The organism is Leisingera sp. S232 (assembly GCF_049800895.1).
Taxonomy (GTDB): domain Bacteria; phylum Pseudomonadota; class Alphaproteobacteria; order Rhodobacterales; family Rhodobacteraceae; genus Leisingera.
In genome coordinates this window covers 18,881-35,892 of the sequence record NZ_JBNAFX010000025.1, presented here as the reverse complement: position 1 = coordinate 35,892, position 17,012 = coordinate 18,881, and the positions used below count along the sequence as shown (strand labels likewise).

The 17,012-nt window shown below is 61.9% G+C and carries 16 protein-coding genes and 2 pseudogenes; 8 read left to right on the top strand and 10 right to left on the bottom strand.

The window, feature by feature from the left end; genetic code table 11:
• The first annotated feature begins 7 nt into the window (after nucleotides 1–7).
• Nucleotides 8–403 (top strand): hypothetical protein, encoded by a 396-nt coding sequence (locus tag ACP151_RS14840; RefSeq protein ID WP_424979681.1) that lies wholly within the window; start codon nucleotides 8–10, stop codon nucleotides 401–403.
• A 56-nt stretch (nucleotides 404–459) separates the two neighbouring features.
• Here ACP151_RS14840 and xseA read toward each other — a convergent pair whose 3' ends face one another.
• A complete protein-coding gene (xseA, locus tag ACP151_RS14835) occupies nucleotides 460–1,971 on the bottom strand; it encodes an exodeoxyribonuclease VII large subunit (RefSeq protein WP_424979680.1) in 1,512 nt (503 codons plus the stop codon).
• 135 nt (nucleotides 1,972–2,106) lie between these two features.
• On the opposite strand from xseA, the gene purD reads away from it, so the two are divergent.
• From purD to ACP151_RS14815, 4 genes and pseudogenes are all read left to right on the top strand, one after another.
• Nucleotides 2,107–3,372 carry a phosphoribosylamine--glycine ligase gene (purD, locus tag ACP151_RS14830; protein ID WP_424979678.1) on the top strand — a complete coding sequence of 422 codons (1,266 nt, stop codon included), beginning with the start codon at nucleotides 2,107–2,109 and terminating at the stop codon, nucleotides 3,370–3,372.
• A gap of 291 nt (nucleotides 3,373–3,663) precedes the next feature.
• A complete protein-coding gene (locus ACP151_RS14825) occupies nucleotides 3,664–3,807 on the top strand; it encodes a hypothetical protein (protein ID WP_424979676.1) in 144 nt (47 codons plus the stop codon).
• Nucleotides 3,808–3,858: 51 nt separating this feature from the next.
• On the top strand, nucleotides 3,859–4,080 hold the full coding sequence (locus ACP151_RS14820) for a GNAT family N-acetyltransferase (protein WP_424979675.1): 222 nt from the start codon (nucleotides 3,859–3,861) through the stop codon (nucleotides 4,078–4,080).
• A 774-nt stretch (nucleotides 4,081–4,854) separates the two neighbouring features.
• A pseudogene (locus ACP151_RS14815) lies at nucleotides 4,855–5,804 on the top strand (IS110 family transposase); the annotation flags it as partial.
• Between the two features lie 296 nt (nucleotides 5,805–6,100).
• Here the strand turns inward: ACP151_RS14815 and ACP151_RS14810 are convergent.
• The 4 genes and pseudogenes from ACP151_RS14810 to ACP151_RS14795 form a co-directional block, all read right to left on the bottom strand.
• Nucleotides 6,101–7,131, bottom strand: a pseudogene (locus ACP151_RS14810) (integrase core domain-containing protein); the annotation flags it as partial.
• A 10-nt stretch (nucleotides 7,132–7,141) separates the two neighbouring features.
• Nucleotides 7,142–8,869 (bottom strand): DUF1217 domain-containing protein, encoded by a 1,728-nt coding sequence (locus tag ACP151_RS14805; RefSeq protein WP_424979674.1) that lies wholly within the window; start codon nucleotides 8,867–8,869, stop codon nucleotides 7,142–7,144.
• A 251-nt stretch (nucleotides 8,870–9,120) separates the two neighbouring features.
• Nucleotides 9,121–9,927 carry an FG-GAP repeat domain-containing protein gene (locus tag ACP151_RS14800; RefSeq protein ID WP_424979673.1) on the bottom strand — a complete coding sequence of 269 codons (807 nt, stop codon included), beginning with the start codon at nucleotides 9,925–9,927 and terminating at the stop codon, nucleotides 9,121–9,123.
• Nucleotides 9,927–10,250, bottom strand: a complete 324-nt coding sequence (locus ACP151_RS14795; protein ID WP_024089409.1) for a 2Fe-2S iron-sulfur cluster-binding protein — start codon at nucleotides 10,248–10,250, stop codon at nucleotides 9,927–9,929. The genes ACP151_RS14800 and ACP151_RS14795 overlap by 1 nt, the downstream gene beginning before the upstream one ends.
• A 164-nt stretch (nucleotides 10,251–10,414) precedes the next feature.
• Between ACP151_RS14795 and ACP151_RS14790 the strand changes: the two genes are divergently transcribed.
• The 3 genes from ACP151_RS14790 (at nucleotide 10,415) to ACP151_RS14780 (ending at nucleotide 12,253) form a co-directional block, all read left to right on the top strand.
• Nucleotides 10,415–10,825 carry an OB-fold nucleic acid binding domain-containing protein gene (locus ACP151_RS14790; RefSeq protein WP_424979672.1) on the top strand — a complete coding sequence of 137 codons (411 nt, stop codon included), beginning with the start codon at nucleotides 10,415–10,417 and terminating at the stop codon, nucleotides 10,823–10,825.
• 139 nt (nucleotides 10,826–10,964) lie between these two features.
• Entirely contained in the window at nucleotides 10,965–11,495 is a 531-nt protein-coding gene (locus ACP151_RS14785) for a peptidoglycan-binding domain-containing protein (RefSeq protein WP_424979671.1), read from the top strand.
• Nucleotides 11,496–11,584: 89 nt separating this feature from the next.
• A complete protein-coding gene (locus ACP151_RS14780) occupies nucleotides 11,585–12,253 on the top strand; it encodes a Crp/Fnr family transcriptional regulator (RefSeq protein WP_424979670.1) in 669 nt (222 codons plus the stop codon).
• Between the two features lie 189 nt (nucleotides 12,254–12,442).
• On the opposite strand, the gene ACP151_RS14775 is transcribed toward ACP151_RS14780, so the two are convergent.
• From ACP151_RS14775 to hflK, 5 genes are all read right to left on the bottom strand, one after another.
• Entirely contained in the window at nucleotides 12,443–12,769 is a 327-nt protein-coding gene (locus ACP151_RS14775; protein WP_424979669.1) for a hypothetical protein, read from the bottom strand.
• Between the two features lie 238 nt (nucleotides 12,770–13,007).
• On the bottom strand, nucleotides 13,008–14,402 hold the full coding sequence (locus tag ACP151_RS14770) for a Do family serine endopeptidase (protein ID WP_424979706.1): 1,395 nt from the start codon (nucleotides 14,400–14,402) through the stop codon (nucleotides 13,008–13,010).
• A gap of 343 nt (nucleotides 14,403–14,745) precedes the next feature.
• Nucleotides 14,746–14,940, bottom strand: a complete 195-nt coding sequence (locus tag ACP151_RS14765; protein WP_424979668.1) for a DUF2065 family protein — start codon at nucleotides 14,938–14,940, stop codon at nucleotides 14,746–14,748.
• Nucleotides 14,940–15,821 (bottom strand): protease modulator HflC, encoded by an 882-nt coding sequence (gene hflC / locus ACP151_RS14760; protein ID WP_424979667.1) that lies wholly within the window; start codon nucleotides 15,819–15,821, stop codon nucleotides 14,940–14,942. The genes ACP151_RS14765 and hflC overlap by 1 nt, the downstream gene beginning before the upstream one ends.
• Nucleotides 15,821–16,966 carry an FtsH protease activity modulator HflK gene (hflK, locus tag ACP151_RS14755; RefSeq protein WP_424979705.1) on the bottom strand — a complete coding sequence of 382 codons (1,146 nt, stop codon included), beginning with the start codon at nucleotides 16,964–16,966 and terminating at the stop codon, nucleotides 15,821–15,823. The genes hflC and hflK overlap by 1 nt, the downstream gene beginning before the upstream one ends.
• Between the last annotated feature and the right edge of the window lie 46 nt (nucleotides 16,967–17,012).

Below are 17,012 nucleotides of genomic sequence, written 5' to 3'. Positions count from 1 at the left end.
TGACCACATGCGCTTTGTGATGATTCTCCTGTTGGCCGCCCTGCCCGCCCCGCTGCTGGCGGGAGAACCGCTTAGCGCCAGCGAGTTCGACCGCTACACCCAGGGCCGCACGCTGTTCTATGGCTTTGGCGGTGCCATGTACGGGGTGGAACGCTATCTGCCGGGCCGCCGGGTGATCTGGTCTTTCCTGGATGGCAAATGCCAGGAAGGCAGCTGGTACGACAAAGCGGGCCAGATCTGCTTTGTCTATGAGAACCGCAACGACCCGCAGTGCTGGACCTTTGAACTGGGCGCCCGTGGGCTGACCGCCCGTTTTGGGGACGACCCGACCGCCACCGAGCTGTATGAAGCCGAAGACATCGGTGAAGATATGCTGTGCCACGGCCCGGACGTCGGAGTCTGAGGCAGGCCGCAGCGCAATCGGCAGTTAAGAAATGGGTATTTAAGACCAGAAAGAAGCTAGAACAGCGAGCCCTGCCCGGCACCGCCTTCGGCCGGTGGCGTCGCGCCAGCTTTCTTTGGCGCCGGGGCGACCCCGCCCTCCAGATCAAGCCTGCCGTCGGCAAATTCGATCTGCAGCGCGCCTGCCTTGGCGGCGGCGGATTTGGTGGTCAGGATTTCCTCACCCGAGCGCACCACGGCGTAGCCGCGCTCCAGCGTCGCCTTGTAACTCAGGATGTCCAGCTGCCGCCCGGCAGCATCCAAGCTCTGACGCTGCCGGTCGATACGCTGCTTTTGCGCGGCATCCAGCCGTTGCGACAGCCGGGCCAGAGCTTCCCGCTGCGCCGTCATTTCCCGCTGGATCGGCCGCAATGTCAGGCGTGCGGACAGGTTACACAGCCGGTCGCGGCGCCCCTGCACCAGTTGCCGCAATGCCGCAGGACGCAAGGAGGCTGCGGTTTCGCTGAGATGCACCCGGCGCCGCTGCACGCCGGATATCAGCGCCCCCGGCAACCGGTCCGAAATCCGGTCCAGCCGCTGGCGCGGGGTTTCCAGCAATGTATCTGGCTTGGGCAAAGCACGCGCCAGATCATTCAGACGCTGGCGCCGCATTTGCACCGCCTGTCCCGCCGCCCTGGTCAGCCGCGCGCCCTGGGTCTCGGCCCAGGCCATCAGCTCCAGCCGCACCGGCACCGCCAGTTCAGCCGCTGCAGTCGGGGTCGGCGCCCGCCGGTCAGAGACAAAATCGATCAGCGTGGTATCGGTTTCATGCCCCACCGCTGAGATCAGCGGAATGGCTGAAGCTGCCGCCGCACGCGCGACGATCTCCTCGTTGAAACCCCACAAATCCTCGATCGCGCCACCACCGCGGGCAACGATGATCAGATCCGGGCGTGGCAGCGCACCACCCGGTGTCAGCTGGTTGAAACCCTCGATGGCTCGGGCGACCTCTGGCGCGCAATTCTGCCCCTGTACCGCAACCGGCCAGACCAGCACCTTGCGCGGGAACCGGTCGCGCAGCCTGTGCAGGATATCGCGGATCACCGCGCCCGATGGCGATGTGACCACCCCGATGATCTGCGGCAGATAGGGTAGAGCCTTCTTGCGCTCAGATGCAAACAGGCCCTCTGCTTCCAGCTGCTTCTTGCGTTTTTCCAGCAGCGCCATCAGCGCACCCTGGCCTGCAACCGCAACCTCATCGACGTTCATGTTGTATTTGGACTGGGCCCCGAACGCGGTCAGCCGACCGGTGACCACTACTTCCAGCCCTTCCTCCGGCACCACGGACAGGCTGGCGACCTGCCCCTTCCATGTGGTGCAGGCCAGAACCGATCGGTCGTCTTTGATATCATAATAAAGATGCCCAGAGCGCGCCTTGAACACCCGGCCTACCTCACCCTTCACGCGGATGCGGCCGAATGTGCCCTCCAGCGTGCGTTTCACCTCGCCGGATATCTCGGAAACCGTGAATTCCGGGGCGTTCTGTCCGGGTCGGTCAGAGGGGGCTGGGTCGTCAAACAGGTCGGACATCGGGGGCTGCTCTCCTGCGGCCTTAGGCCGGTCTTGTTTTGAAGTCGCGCGCAGCATAGAACGCGCGGCAAGCAAGGCAAGCCCCGGGTCGCGGCCCGCGGGCCACAGGGCTCAGGCAGATCGGAGAATACGCCAATGAACATTCTTATCCTCGGCAGCGGCGGGCGTGAACATGCACTGGCCTGGGCCGTGATGCAGAACCCCAAATGCGACAAGCTGATCGTGGCGCCGGGCAACGCTGGCATCGCCCGGATCGCCGATTGCGCCTCTTTTGACATTGAGGATGGCGGCGCAGTGGCCGCCTTCGCCGCGGAAAACGCCATCGATTTCGTGATCATCGGCCCCGAGGCGCCGCTGGCTGCCGGTGTTGCCGACCGCCTGCGCGAGGCGGGTCTCTTGGTCTTTGGCCCGTCGGAAGCCGCAGCCAAACTGGAAGCCTCCAAAAGCTTCACCAAGGAAATCTGCGACGCTGCCCAGGCCCCAACCGCAGCTTACGGCCATTTCACTGATGCAGAGGCCGCCAAGGCCCATATCCGCAAGCACGGCGCCCCCACCGTGGTCAAGGCCGACGGGCTGGCCGCCGGCAAGGGCGTGATCATCGCCATGACCGAAGACGAGGCCTTTGCGGCCATCGACGACATGTTCGGCGGCGCCTTTGGCGGCGCCGGTGCCGAGGTGGTGATCGAGGAATTCATGGAAGGCGAGGAAGCCTCGCTGTTTGTGCTGGTTGACGGCGAAGATGTTCTGGCGATCGGCTCTGCCCAGGATCACAAGCGTGTCGGCGAAGGCGACACCGGCCTCAACACCGGCGGCATGGGCGCCTATTCCCCCGCCCCGGTGCTGTCGGCAGAGGTCGAGGCAAAAGCAATGGAAGAGATCGTGAAGCCCACCATGCGGGTGATGACCGAACGCGGCATGCCGTATCAGGGCGTGCTCTATGCCGGTTTGATGATCAAGAACGGCCAGCCGCGGCTGGTGGAATACAACGTCCGCTTTGGCGATCCGGAATGCCAGGTGCTGATGATGCGCCTCGGCGCCCAGGCGCTGGATCTGATGCACGCCGCCGCCGAAGGCCGCTTGGGAAGCGCACAGGTGAACTGGGCAGAGGATCACGCCATCACCGTGGTGATGGCGGCGAAGGGTTACCCGGGTTCTTATGAAAAAGGCTCTGTCATCAACGGGCTGGACGCGCTGCCCGAGGACAGCAGCAACATGGTGTTCCATGCAGGCACCAGGGCAGAGGACGGCAAGGTGCTGGCAGTTGGCGGCCGGGTTCTGAACGTGACTGCCCGCGGCGACACCCTGCAGGAGGCCCGCGACCGCGCTTATGCGATGGTGGACGGGGTCGACTGGCCACAGGGGTTCTTGCGCCGCGATATCGGCTGGCGCGCGCTGACATAACCCGCCCCGAGCCCCAACAGGCTTGTCGGGCACTCCCGCCTACTTCCGGTCAATCAAAGATTGCCCGCCGCAGTTGGGCGTAGCCGGGCGCTGATGCGCCCGGCTGTCCGCGAGCCAGCAAGCGCGGCAGGACAAAGGCCCATGGCACCGCACCCTGCAACGGCTTGCCGCTGCCGCAGAGGCGGAGTTTCCTGCCGCTGAAGGAGGCCAGGCCATGACCCGCGCATCTGCGCTTCTCCTGGCACGCCAGGGCCTGACACACGGTCAGCGGCAAACCAGAGGACAGTGGCCATGACAGAGCCTCGCCGTCCCGGCCCCGATGATCCTTGTCTTGCCGAGGTGCTTGCACTGATCCGCCGCAGCTTCGGCTATATGGATGAGCGCATCGACCCGCCTTCCTCCATGCACCGCCTGACGCTGTCAGCCCTGCAGTAGCAGTGCCGTAGCGGGGATATCCTTGTCATAGGCACGCCGCCCAGGGCTTCTGTGTTCCTGACGCCCCGGCCAGACTGCCTTTATCTGGGCAAACTGACGGTGGACGACGCACAGCGCGGCAGAGGTCTGGCCCGATTGCTGGTCAAGCATGCCAGCGCCCGCGCAAGAGCGCTTGGCCTGCCAGTGCTGCTCGAGACCCGGATCGAACTGATTGAGAACCACGCGGCCTTTGCCCGGCTGGGGTTCTGCAAAACAGAAGAAACCGCGGGCTGACGTGGACGGATGAACCACAGCAGATCCGCCGCTGAACCTTTGCTGCGCTGATACGGATGGCAGCCAACCCTGCCCCATCCGACCAGCCGCAGCGGACAGTTTACACAAGGAGATCCAAAGCTTCCCGGCAGGCAAGTTCAGCTCTTCTTGCAAGATGCTGCGACAGCGGTTGCCGTCCAATGGCACTGCGGCGGCAGACAAGGTTCTCTGCCTATCGCGGCTATGTGGTGACCCGGAGTGTTTTTGGGGCAGGACCCACGAAACATCTAATTGGGCATGAAGGCCCGAAAACCTTCGACTTCCATGCAGGTAAGCAGCTACCCGGATCGAAAAAGTACAGCTGAGCGCCGCAGTCACCGGCCCAGGCATCAAACGAACGCCTGCGCAGTTCTGTGCCGTTTTCAACGACAAGAATGTCAGGCTATTCCCTTCTCGTGCGCCCCGGTTCAGTAATTCCACAACCCGTTCACCCGGCAGCGAGAAGTCCACCTCGATGGCCGGGGCACGTGCCGGTGCAATCATCTTTGAGGTTCACCGTTCGGAACTTACACCCATTCGCCAGCGCGTCACTGGTGCAATCGAAAGACCACTGTTGGTTAGCTGTGATCGGGCACCAGCCACTCTCACGGCCTTGCCTGGGGATCTTCTTTCGGTTTGCGTCGCTTGATACCCATATTTGATCCTCCGTTTCTTAACTATAATGGCGGGCCACTTCACTGGGAGAGGATCAAGCCGCCGACGTTCCCGTATTGGATCCACATGGAGGACTACGGGATGAGATTGTTTGTCGGATTGGACGTGTCATTGGCCAAGACCGCGATCTGCGTGATCAGCGAGCACGGCAAGATCATGAAAGAGGCTGAGGCTGAGAGCGAACCTGAGGTTCTGACGCACTGGCTGGGCGATCTGGACGGCAGCATAGTCGCGATTGTCCTGGGGGCTGGGCCATTGTCGCAATGGCTGCACCGAGACCTCACCGAAGCCGACCTTGATGCTGTGCTCATGGAAACGCGTCAGGTGAAAGGCGCGCTAAAAGCCATGCCGATCAAGACGGACCGCTGGGACGCTGAGGGGATTGCGCGCCTGCTTCACGTTGTTTGGTTCCGTCCGGTCCACTGCAAATCAATTTCGGCACAGGAGTTCCGCGCCGTTCTCGGCGCCCAGAAAGCCATTCAACAAAACATGATCGCCTTAGAAATGTCGTTGCGAGGACTGTTGCAGAACTTTGGCCTCAAGGTCGGCGCAATCTCTCGCGGCAGGTTCGAAAACCGTATTCGGGAACCGGCGGATGGAAACCTCATGCTGGAAACAGCGACAGGGCCGAAGCTGCGCGCCAGAGCATCCCTGCGTCAGGAACTTGCCACTCTCGAAAACAAGTTTGCCAGCTCGCTCAAAATGATCCTGTTTGCCACCGCCTGATGACGATGCCAGGGATTGGGGCTGTTGTGGCACTCACCTTCTGCTCCGCCGTCGATGATCCGGTGCGCTTTTCCTCTTCGAAAAGAGTTGGACCTTGGGCGGGCCTCACACCTTCGCGCAACCAATCCGGCGAACGCGATGTATCGGGCGGCACCACCAAGGCAGGGGATGCCAACCTGAGGCAGGCACTGTGCCAGGCCGCAACGGTGATGATGAACCGAGGCAGATCGACATGGCTGAGAAAATGGGGAGCCCAGCTCGCACAACGCCGTGGACGCAAGTGCGCGATGGTTGCCTTGGCTCGCCCCTCCCGCGTTCGCCACATGGAAGATCAGCAGGTTCAGTCGGCAAAGCCGCCTGAACCTGCATATTAGCTTTGATTTTTCGGCAAAGGTGTCAGATAAAACGTAACAAAACACATGAGCTGAAGGCGCGACTTGGATCACAAATCAGAAAGAAAGATCCGTTTAATTTGGCATTCGGCATTCCTCCGTCCAGACCGTAGTGTCATCAGATGTAAAACTTCAGACTTGATCTGACGGACAACTCGGCTTTCTGTGCTGAGAATGGGGTGCTGACTGTCCGAAGTCTCGGAAGCCCTGATCGTCTTGTCCCTGGCAATATATACTGTTTCGCGGAAGGCCTGCATAGGCGTCTTGCCTGTAGCAGTCTCTTCCCGAGTGCGGGCGCTGCTCGTTGTATTTGGCCAACCAGGCATCCAGGTCCACCTGCAAATCCTCCACCGACCGGTGAAGCTTCTTGCGGAAGGTGATCCCATAGAACTCGTCCTTGATGGCCCGATGGAAGCGCTCGCAGATCCCGTTGGTCTTGGGAGCTGTTCGCCTTGATTCTCGTGTGATCCACCTCCTCGACAGCCAGGGAGAGCTGGTAGGCATGGTTTTCAACTTTGCCGCAATTTTCGGTGCCACGGCCCGTCAGGATACGCAGCAGGCTGATGCCGGGTTCGGCAAAGAAGGAGTTACCCCTGTCATTCGGCAGGTCGGCGGCAGTGATCGCAGTTTTCTCGGTGTTGAGCTTGCAGGCCGCCACCCGCGCATAGATATCGATGAAGGTCTGCTAGTAGATGCGTCCTACGGCTTTCATCATGCCCACGTAACAGGTGTCCTAGCTGCCGAGATAGCCCGGAGAGAGGCTCTCGATTTCACCATGCGCCTCCTTCTTCTGTTGGGCCTTCTCCAGCACGGCCATCTGCGGCTCGGTGAGCAGGATGCCGTCCTGGGTGGCACGGGCCTCCAAGGCCTTCAGCCGCTTCTTCATGGTTTCCAGATCGTTCCGTAGCCAGATCGAGCGGGCGCCGGAAGAAGACACCATGATGCCCTGCTGCTGAAACTCCCACGAGGCGCGTTTCTGTCCCAGCCCAGAGTTTTCGACCGCCAGTTCGATTACCCGCACGCTCTACATGCTCCGGCACCCGGTTCTTCAGGGTCGGCTTCCAGCAGCCGAGGTCCATCAGCGCCTGCTCGCCGCCCTGTTCATAGAGTTCCTTGAAGCGGTATAGCTGAACCGGCTGTACCCCATCACCCTGCAGGCCTACGAGACGCTGCCGAGCTGCTTGGCAAGTTCCAGCAGCCCCAGCTTCCGTTTGATGATCTTATCCTGAATACTCGTCATTGATCGACACTCAGATACTGCCGAGATCCGTCATCAGCAGGAACCGCCTGCGGAATTCGTCAAGCTTATCCGGCTCCAGAAGATCCGCCGGATGTGACACGCCGAAGGCTCTTTCCGTTCGGTCCTGCAGCTCTACCAGCTGGCGCTCAATATCCAGCTGGGCAAAAGTGGACGGCAGCGCCAATGCGGTTTCAAACACGGTTCGCAACGGTTGGGAGCCGATGATGTTGTACCAATGCGCATCCTCACTGCCCCCCTCATCCGCCACCGACTGCAGCTCGCGTTCCAGCGCCAGCGCCAGCCGCATGTTGGGATCCGAGTTTCCGATTTCGATTTCGAACTGGCGGGTGGTGTAGAGATCAGCCAGCTCCTCGGCAAACCCGTCCGGATACACCTTTGCCTCTTCCCCCTTGTTGAAGGAGAAAGCGTAAGCCATTGCCTTCATGTTGTTGTCGTGGTGCAGATTCGCATAAGAGATCTCTGACGAGAGGTCGGAATCCAGCGTCTTGGTCATCACATTGAAGTCGCCGCTCCGGTGCCCCAGCCCGAACAGGTCCAGCGAAGCCTCAAACAGGCTGAGGTCCAAAACCACATCCCGTGCCTGGGTCATACTGTCCAGCTTGTCGGTGATCTCATCAGAAAACACCTGCATCTTGCTGACATGCTCCGGCCAGGTGCTGGTCTGGAAGGCCTCGGCGAAATCGTAGTAGGCAATGTTCTCTGGCTGATTCACAAAGGAGTTCGGATCGCTCAGGTCGGATTCCAGCACCTGCCGCAGGAAGGTTTCGCCGCGGTCGCTGACATTGAACTGGTCCAATGCATCCGCCAGAAGATCCGGGTTCAGCAGCAGCTCATCCGGATCGGTCATCGCATTGATATCCGGATAGCCGAAGCCAAACGCCTTTGAAACATTCAGATACCGCGTATCCTCCAGCTGGTTCACAAAGGAGTCAGGATCCGTAGTGTCCGAATTCAGCACCCGCCGCAGGAAATCCGTGCTGGTCCGCTCCAGATCAAAGGTCTCGATCACCGCCTGCAGCAGCTCCTCGTCCTCCAGCAGGTCATCGGCGCTGGCCAGACCCTCTGTGTGCTGGTTGAATTCCGTGACCAGCGCCTGGATGCTGTTGTTGTATTCCTGCGGTTTGTTGAATTCGAACTGACGGGCGAAATCTGCAATGCGGGTGTCGGTGAGCTTGTTGGCAAAAGACTCCGGATCACTCAGATCAGACTCCAGCACCTTCTGCAGGAAGAACTGGTTGTTTTCCATTCCCTTGAGGCCAACGTTGTCCAGCGCCTTGGTCAGAAGCGTTGAATTGGACAACAGATCGTCCGGCGTGGATATACCCGCAAATTCACTGCCTGCCCCGGCGCCGGGCAGCTGCGGCCCGTCCGGGCTGTTGAAGCCAAAGGTTTTTGCCAGCGCCAGGTAGCGGCTGTCGTTGAGGCGGTTCACAAAGGATTGGGAATCGCTCGTGTCGGACTCCAGCACCTTCTGGAGATAGGCGCGGTTATTGATGTCCTCATCCAGGCCAAAGGCGCCCAGTGTCACTTGCAGTAGGCTGTAATCATCCAGCAACTCTTCTGGACTCTGGATGCTTGTGATGCGCTCTTTGAAATTCTGCACCTGGCGGTCCAGAATAGGTGATTTTTCATAGACTTCCTGCTGCTGGGCCTGAGTCCGCTGCAGGAAGGACCAGCCGGAAATACCGGTGCCGAACACATAGGGTGTAAAACTCACGCGCGTGTCTCCTGTGACAACTTGCCCCGCCCGGCGCCGCCGGACCTTTCCCATTTGCCGCAGGCTATCTGAAGGGAGTGAAGATTTCGGAAACGCCCGTCAGCAGATGTCTTGGACCTGCCCGAAAAGAGGGCTGGCAGCTGCCCTCGCGCAGCGCTCCCGCCTGCTTCATCCCCCTCGGAGATGGGGCGCGCAGTTGGGCCGGGCGCCGCGCAAGGCGCGGCGCGGGCAGAAAAAGGCACCCGCTGCCTTCACCGGCAGGCCAGAGCGTCCGCCAGCCTGGTTTCAGGATCAAAAGGGCCGATGTCCCGGGCAGTGACTTTGCCATCCCGCAGCCGCGCGGCCATGATCCGGCGCCAATCGCCGCTGGCCATCAGCAATTCCGGCCCCGCACCGCAATCGCGGATGCCGGAGGTGATGAAATCCTCGCCGATCCGATGATTGGTCAGACCGGGCTTGCTGGCGACCTCATGCAGCGCGCCATCCCGGAACCGCCATATCCGCAGAGTTTTTGCCAGATGCGGCCGGTCGACATAGGCGATTTCCACATGCCCGTCACCATCCAGATCCGCAGCGCCGACAGGGGCCAGCCAGCGGTTGCGGGTGCCGACATGCGGGGTTTCCGCGATCTTTTCACCCAGCGCGTTGTAAATGGCCAACTGGGCGCCCGCTGCCGCATCGGTCTCGACCACCAGAACCTCAGGTTTGCCATCGCCGTCCACATCTGCCAGCCGCGGCGCAATGTCTTCAAAGACGTGATCCAGCGGCAGACGGATCAGGATTTCAGACTTTTGGTAGACGGCTTGGGCGAACACACCTCCGGGCCCGGTGTTTTCCACCTTCAGCACCAGCGCCCCGTATTCCACATCATCTCCCAGCACCGCATGGCCGTAGCGGGTGGTGGGCTCGCTGTAGCGCGCCGAGACAATCCGGTCTTCCGCCGCCAGCACAGACGGGCTGGCCATGGCCAACCCCAAACACAACATCCGCCAAACGCGGCGGGTGAAACGGAGCCGGCTGCGCAACGGAAGACGCCGCGCTACCGCCCCCGCAGCCATCAGATCTGCTTTTCAGGCATATGCACCACAAGACCGTCCAGCGCATCGCTCACCTTGATCTGGCAGGTCAGGCGCGAGCGGGCCGGATCGGGCTCATAGGCGAAATCCAGCATGTCTTCTTCCATATCGTCCTTGGCGGGCAGCTTCTCGACCCAATCCGGCGCAATGTAAACGTGGCAGGTCGAGCAGGCGCAGGCACCGCCGCAATCGGCTTCGATGCCGGGAATGTTGTTGTCGCGCGCGCCTTCCATCACGGTCAGCCCATTGGCGACATCCACGACATGGCTTGTGCCGTTGTGCTCGATGTAGGTGATCTTTGCCATTGTCAGCTCTCTTCCCTTTTCCGGTACTCGGGCGACTGTGTAGCCAAGCGCCTGCGCAGGCGCTACCCCCAATTGCGACCCCCTGCGCCGCTGCTGGACTTTCCCGCCAAATGTTCTACATTTGTTCGGGTCAAAAAATTCTCAACCGCAAGGCCGTTTTCCTCATGCCAGCCCCCCTCCAGGCCGCTGCGGCCATCGCCGCCCCACCCGGTCCGACCGATCCGCACAGCAGCCCGTGCCCCTGGCCGCGCCCGCCCCATTGCCTGCCCGCCGCCCGCCTGCAGGAGCCGCCGCAGAATGCCCGCATCACCGTCGCCGGGCTGGTGATCCTGCGCCAGCGCCCCGGCACTGCCAAAGGCGTGATCTTCGTCACGCTCGAGGATGAGACCGGCATCGTCAACGTCATCGTCTGGCGCAAGATCTACGAGAGCTTCCGCCGCGCGGTGATTTCCGGGCGGATGCTGCGGGTCACCGGGCGGCTGCAGCGGGCCCATTCGGTCACCCACGTGATCGCAGAAACGGTGGAGGACATCTCGCCGATGCTCGACCTCTTGCTGGCGGACCCGGCCCGCTAGCCTCCCGCCTCATTCATCCGACCCAAGCGACAATCCAGCCTTTGCGGACGGATAAGAACTCGGCTAGTCTGCCGCGAAAGCAGCGGTGTGCGGTTCCAGCAAGGAGCCAGGCAAGGGCACCGGCAAGAGGCAAACCGGCATGACGCCACCCAGATCCCTCCTTCGCGGGCGCCAGGCCCCGACCCTGCTGCTGGCTCTGCTCGCAACGCTGGCGGCATGCGTGCAGCCGCAGCCCGGCGGCCCTGGTTCCGAAACCGGTCGCTACGCCCCGCCCGGCGCCGCCCCCGGCACCTGCTGGAGCAAACACACCGCGCCCGCCGTCATCGAAACCGTCACCAGACAGGTGCTGGCCGAACCGGAACAGCAGGATGCCAACGGCCGGGTGATCCGCCCGGCAACCTTCCGCACCGAAACCAGACAGGAAATCGTGCGGCCGCGGCAGGAACAATGGATCGAAATCCCCTGCCCCGCCATGATGACCCCGGACTTCATCCGCACCATTCAGCGGGCGCTGACCGCGCGCGGGCTCTACCGCGGTCCCGTGCATGGCCGCATGGACGCGGCCACCCGCAGGGCCGTACAGCGCTACCAGGCGCCGCTGGGGCCGGACAGCGGCACTCTGACACTCACCTCGGCCCGCAGGCTGGGGCTGGTTGCTGTACCCGGCTGAACCACCCGGTTCCGCTGCCCGGTTCCCAGCTGCCCAACCCTCTGCTAAGCTCCGCACACCGGGCTATCGCAACAAGTGAGACAGACATCATGCTGACCACCCGCCTGCCGGACACCGGCTTTCTATCCGGTGCCTCCGGCCCGCTGCGCCGGATGCTGGAAAGCCAGGCCGCTGAGGTGAACCTGCGCCAGGGCGAAGTGCTGTTTGAACAGGGCGATGCCGGTGATGCGCTCTATGCCATTGCCGAAGGCGCACTGGAGTTTTCGGTGCTGTCCGCCTCGGGCCGCAAACTGTCACTCGACATGATGCGCCCCGGCGCGGTGTTTGGAGAAATCACCCTGTTTGATCCCGGTGAGCGCACTGCCACCGCCATTGCCGCCGAACCCAGCCGGGTGCTGCGCCTGCGCAGTGGGGATGTGCTGGCGCAAATCCGCCAATACCCCGACCTGGCCGCCGACCTCCTGCGGCTGGCCGGCCAGCGGATGCGCTGGATGAACACCCAATTGAACGAGCAGGTGTTCCTGCCGATGCCGGTGCGGCTGGCGCGCAAGCTGTTGTATCTGGCCCCCGAAGGCCGCGACGGGCGGGTCGCCCTGTCGCAAGCTGAGCTGGCAGAATTTGTCGGCGCCACCCGCGAGGCGGTTTCAAAAACCCTAGCAGCCTGGAAGCGCAACGGTCTGGTCAGCATCAGCCGCGGCGGCGTCCAGATCCTCGACCGCACGGAACTGGCGGTCCTGGCCGAGCCGGACTCGATCTGACCACGCCCGCAGGCACGATACCTGCGAGTTTCTGCAACCAAATCCGCTCTCTGTAATCCGGATCACAGACCCCGGCGCCTCGCTGCGCCAAAATTCCCCATAGACAGCCATTATCCGTTCCATCCCAATGGCTGCCTGTCCAACAAGAGCCATGTGCCCGCCAGCGCATGGCTCTTCCCTATCGCGGGCCTAGCCCGCCGGACAGCGCATCATGCCTTCCAGAACAACCTGCTCCAGCTGGCCTCGAGAGCTTTTACGCCGTTTCAATCTGTTCAGTTTCCGGGTGTCTTCAGTCCCGGTCCACCATGATTCCAGCAGGAATGCTTTGACCTTTTTATCCGTGCGGCTTTCGACAATGCCGTACAGGCACTCACATTTCGGAACGGTGGACATCACGCCCTCTACGGTCTCATGGTGAACAATCTGGGCGCAGTATTCTGCCTTGTTGTCCGGCATATCCTCTGCCAAGGCAGGCGACACCAGCACACAGGCGGCAAAGCCTGCAAAAACATTCATTCGAATCATAAATTAAATCCTTGTATCAATCCCTTAGATCGATACTCCTGCGTCGGCCAAGCTGCAACGCCCCCCCAGGCACCGCGCCATTCTGCCAAAACCTCTCTGCCCGGCAGCAGCCAAAGTTTTCTGAAAACTTCTGCCAGGAGGCTTCAAAAGTCATGCACCACCCGTTGAACGGACATGGCCGGGCATCTGCCCGGCCACTGCCACTTTATCCAGCTCTGCCTCCCGGCCGTTACTGCGTCAGGTTCAGCGCCACAAAGCGTGGCTCGCCGCCGCGGCGCACCAGGAGAAGCAGCGACTTGCGCCCGGCCTCTTTGGCCTCGCTGACGCGTGCCTCCAGATCACTGATCGCTGCAACCTTCTGCTGGCCCGCCTCGGTGATCACATCCCCGGCCCGCAGACCTTTCTCCCAGGCTTCCGAGGTCTCGTCCACCGACAGAACTGCCAGCCCCTGGACGTCTTCTGCCACGTTCAGCTCAGCGCGCATCTGGTCAGTCAGCACGCCAACCGACAGCCCAAGCAGTTCCTTCTCGGTGCTGCCCGGTGCCTCGCCGCTGCCGCCGTCGCCCGAAGGTCCGCGCTCGGCGTCCTCGCGGCGCCCCAGGGTGATCCGCAGCGTCTCAGTCTTGCCTTCCCGGTAGACCACCACGCGCACGGTCTTGCCGACCTCAGCGTTGCCAACCTGACGCACCAGCCCGCGCGTGTCCTTCACATCGGTGCCGTCAAAGCTGACAATCACGTCCCCTGCCAGCACGCCGCCGTCCTTGGCCGGGCCGTCCGGAACATCCGTGACCAGTGCGCCGTTGGCCTTGTCCAGCCCCATCGCTTCGGCCAGATCCGCATCCACATCCTGGATTTTCACCCCCAGCCAGCCGCGGCGGGTCTCGCCGAATTCCTTCAGCTGCTCAACCACCTTGACGACCACGTTGGACGCCATCGAAAACCCGATGCCGATCGAGCCGCCGTTGGGCGACAGGATTGCAGTGTTCACGCCGACAACATCGCCATCCATGTTGAACAGCGGCCCGCCCGAGTTACCCCGGTTGATCGCCGCATCGGTCTGGATGTAATCATCATAAGACCCCGACAACTCTCGGTTGCGGGCCGACACAATGCCCGCAGAGACAGAGAACCCCTGCCCCAGCGGGTTGCCCATGGCCACCACCCAGTCGCCAACGCGGGCGGTGTCGCTATTGCCAAATTTGACGAATTTCAACGGCATCGGCGCCTCGACCTTCAAAAGCGCGATATCGGTATTGGGATCAGTGCCGATCACCTTCGCAGGCACCAGATTCTTGGGCTGGCCTTCGCCGGGGAAAAACTCAATCTCGATTTCATCCGCCCCGTCGATCACATGGTTATTGGTGACGATAAAACCATCCTCGGAAATCACAAAACCGGACCCCAGCGCCGAAGAGCGGCGCGGCCGGTTGCCATTGCCGTTTCCATTGCGGTCCTGGAACTCGCGGAAGAAATCCTCAAACGGCGACCCTTCCGGCACAATACCCTGCGGCCCTGAGCGCCCCTCGACGACGGTGCTGGTGGTGATGTTGACGACCGCCGGGCTGACCTTATCGGCCAAGGGGGCCAGGCTTTCGGGCCGGGCCATTGCGCTGACGGCCTGCATCAGCAACACTGCCGCGGCCAGCACAACAAACCAGGCCAGCCGGATCCACCCACCGCTGCCGTCTGCCCGGCCGGAAATTGCAATTGCCTGTGGCTGCACGGATCTACTCCTTGTGTTATTCAATTCTTCTCCCCTGTCCGGCCGGCGCAAACGCCACAACTGCCGGGCAAAGTCTTCTCCACCCAATGTAGGAACTCTTCCCCAACCCGCAACAAATGTTGCACGGAATAAACCCGCTGTGTGTCACACCGCTGTGATCGGTTGCGCGAGAGAGGCCCTGCTGATGCCATCCTAGCAGGGAAATATTACGGTTTCGCTGAAAAATTACGGGGAAAGCGCCGCTCTAAATCCCCAGTCGGAACGCCAGCCATACCAAAACCAGTCCCAGCGCCAGCGCCGCCAGCCCGGCATTGCGGCGCTGCTCTTCGCTCAATCTGCGCAGCATCTCCAAGAGCTGCTCCACAAGCGAAGGGGCCAGTGCGTACACCAGCCCCTCTGCAATCAATACCAGCCCGAGGGCCAGGAGGATGACCCCCATTACTGCCCTGCCGACTGGCCGTCCGAGGACTTCAGATAGTTGAAGAACTCATTGTCAGGCGACAGCACCATGGTGGAATTCCCCGCCAGCAGCGAATTCGCATAGGCATTGAGCGAACGGTAGAATTCAAAGAACTCAGGATCCGCGCCATAGGCTGCAGCAAAGATACTGTTGCGCTCGGCATCTGCCTCACCGCGGATGATCTCTGCCTCGCGCTGTGCTTCGGAAACCAGCTCCACCACCGTCCGGTCGGCCTGCGCCCGGATCCGCTGTGCCGCCTCGTTACCTCGGGCGCGCTCGTCAGTGGCTTCGCGCACACGCTCGGCCCGCATCCGTTCAAACGTGGCGTCCAGGTTTTCCGCCGGCAGGTCGGTGCGCTTCAGACGCACGTCGATGATGGCAATGCCCAGCGCACGGGCATCGGCAATCGCACCGTTGCGGATGCGCAGCATCAGTGCCGCCCGGTCGGACGACAGGATGTCGTTGGAGCTGACTGAGCCCAGCACCTCACGGGTCTGCGCCCGCAGGATCGAATCCAGACGGTTTTCCGCAGTGGCGATACCGCCAGCACCAACCGCCTGACGGAACCGGTTCACGTCCACGATCCGATAGCGCGCAAAGGCGTCGACCACCAGACGCCGGTCATCCGACGGGGTGATTTCCAGCGGATCAATGTCACGGCTCAGGATACGGTCGTCATAGCGCACCACTTCCTGAATTACCGGGATCTTGAACGCCAGGCCCGGATCTTCCTTGACCGAAACCACCCGGCCGAACTGCAGCACCAGCGCCTTTTCACGCTCATCCACGATGAACACCGACGACAGGGCGGCAATGGCGGCAATCACCAGAACCGGCAGCAAAAGAGTTGTCTTGCGCATCAGTTGCTTCCTCCGCGACGCAGTTCATTCAGCGGCAGGTAAGGCACAACGCCCTGGCCTTCGCCAGACTGCTCGTCAAGAATGATCTTGTCGACCCGGCCCAGCACCTCTTCCATGGTTTCCAGGTACAGACGCTTGCGGGTCACTTCGGGCGCCTTCTGGTATTCGGTCAGAACCGCGCTAAAGCGGCTGGCTTCACCCTGGGCTTCGTTCACAACCTGTGCGCGGTAGCCTTCGGCTTTTTCCAGCAGCTCTGCAGCCTGGCCGCGAGCCTCCGCCAACGCATTGTTGGCATAGGCGTCCGCTTCGTTCTGACGACGGTCACGTTCCTGCTCAGCAGCCTGCACATCGCGGAAGGCCGCAATCACGGATGCCGGCGGGTCGGCCTTGTCAAAGTTCACCCGGATAATGTTGATGCCGCTGTCGTAATCATCCAGCGTAAACTGGATCAGCTCCTGCAGCCGCGACGCAATCGACCCACGATCGCGGTTCAGGATCGGCGCCAGCTCGGACTGGGCGATAATCTCGCGCATCGCCGATTCCGACACTGCCCGGATGGTGGTGCGGGCGTCGCGCAGGTTGAACAGGAACTTCGCCGGATCGCTGATGTTCCAGACCACCTGGAAATCGATATCGACGATGTTCTCGTCTCCGGTCAGCATCAGCCCGGCATCCGAACTGCGACCACCGCCCACACCGATATCTTCGGTCTGTTCACGAGTCACCGGCAGGATTTCCTTGGTCACCAGCGGCCAGGGCGCAAAGTTCAGGCCCGGCTGCCCGGTCGACGAATATTCCCCCAGGAACAGTTCAACCGACTGCTCTTCCGGCTTCACCGTGTAAAAGCTGGCAAAGCCCCAGAGCACTGCGCCGGCGATCACCGCCAGACCCAACGTGCCCTTGGTAAACATCGGGGCTCCGCCGCCCGAGCCACCGCGCCCGCCCCGGCCGCCGCCGGAACCGCCGCGCCCGCCCATCAGGACGCGCAACTGCTCCTGGCCTTTCTTGACCAGCTCATCAATTTCAGGAATCTGGGGATCTTCCGGCTTACGGCCGCCGCCGTTATTGCCGCCGTTATTGCCCCGGTTGCCTCCGCCGCCAGAGGAGCCACCGCCCCCCCAAGGGCCACCGCTATTGCCCGCCATATGTCTCCTATCCATCTGCTGCCGCCCGTGATGAGCAGCATAAGTT

Bases quoted from the DNA above. Each gene is read 5' to 3' on its own strand.
- ACP151_RS14790 (WP_424979672.1), top strand. From the start codon at position 10,415: ATGCCAGCCCCCCTCCAGGCCGCTGCGGCCATCGCCGCCCCACCCGGT.
- hflC (WP_424979667.1), bottom strand. From the start codon at position 15,821: ATGCGCAAGACAACTCTTTTGCTGCCGGTTCTGGTGATTGCCGCCATT.
- ACP151_RS14780 (WP_424979670.1), top strand. From the start codon at position 11,585: ATGCTGACCACCCGCCTGCCGGACACCGGCTTTCTATCCGGTGCCTCC.
- ACP151_RS14785 (WP_424979671.1), top strand. From the start codon at position 10,965: ATGACGCCACCCAGATCCCTCCTTCGCGGGCGCCAGGCCCCGACCCTG.
- ACP151_RS14800 (WP_424979673.1), bottom strand. From the start codon at position 9,927: ATGGCTGCGGGGGCGGTAGCGCGGCGTCTTCCGTTGCGCAGCCGGCTC.
- ACP151_RS14840 (WP_424979681.1), top strand. From the start codon at position 8: ATGCGCTTTGTGATGATTCTCCTGTTGGCCGCCCTGCCCGCCCCGCTG.
- ACP151_RS14825 (WP_424979676.1), top strand. From the start codon at position 3,664: ATGACAGAGCCTCGCCGTCCCGGCCCCGATGATCCTTGTCTTGCCGAG.
- ACP151_RS14765 (WP_424979668.1), bottom strand. From the start codon at position 14,940: ATGGGGGTCATCCTCCTGGCCCTCGGGCTGGTATTGATTGCAGAGGGG.
- ACP151_RS14770 (WP_424979706.1), bottom strand. From the start codon at position 14,402: ATGCAGGCCGTCAGCGCAATGGCCCGGCCCGAAAGCCTGGCCCCCTTG.
- ACP151_RS14795 (WP_024089409.1), bottom strand. From the start codon at position 10,250: ATGGCAAAGATCACCTACATCGAGCACAACGGCACAAGCCATGTCGTG.
- hflK (WP_424979705.1), bottom strand. From the start codon at position 16,966: ATGGCGGGCAATAGCGGTGGCCCTTGGGGGGGCGGTGGCTCCTCTGGC.
- xseA (WP_424979680.1), bottom strand. From the start codon at position 1,971: ATGTCCGACCTGTTTGACGACCCAGCCCCCTCTGACCGACCCGGACAG.
- purD (WP_424979678.1), top strand. From the start codon at position 2,107: ATGAACATTCTTATCCTCGGCAGCGGCGGGCGTGAACATGCACTGGCC.
- ACP151_RS14775 (WP_424979669.1), bottom strand. From the start codon at position 12,769: ATGAATGTTTTTGCAGGCTTTGCCGCCTGTGTGCTGGTGTCGCCTGCC.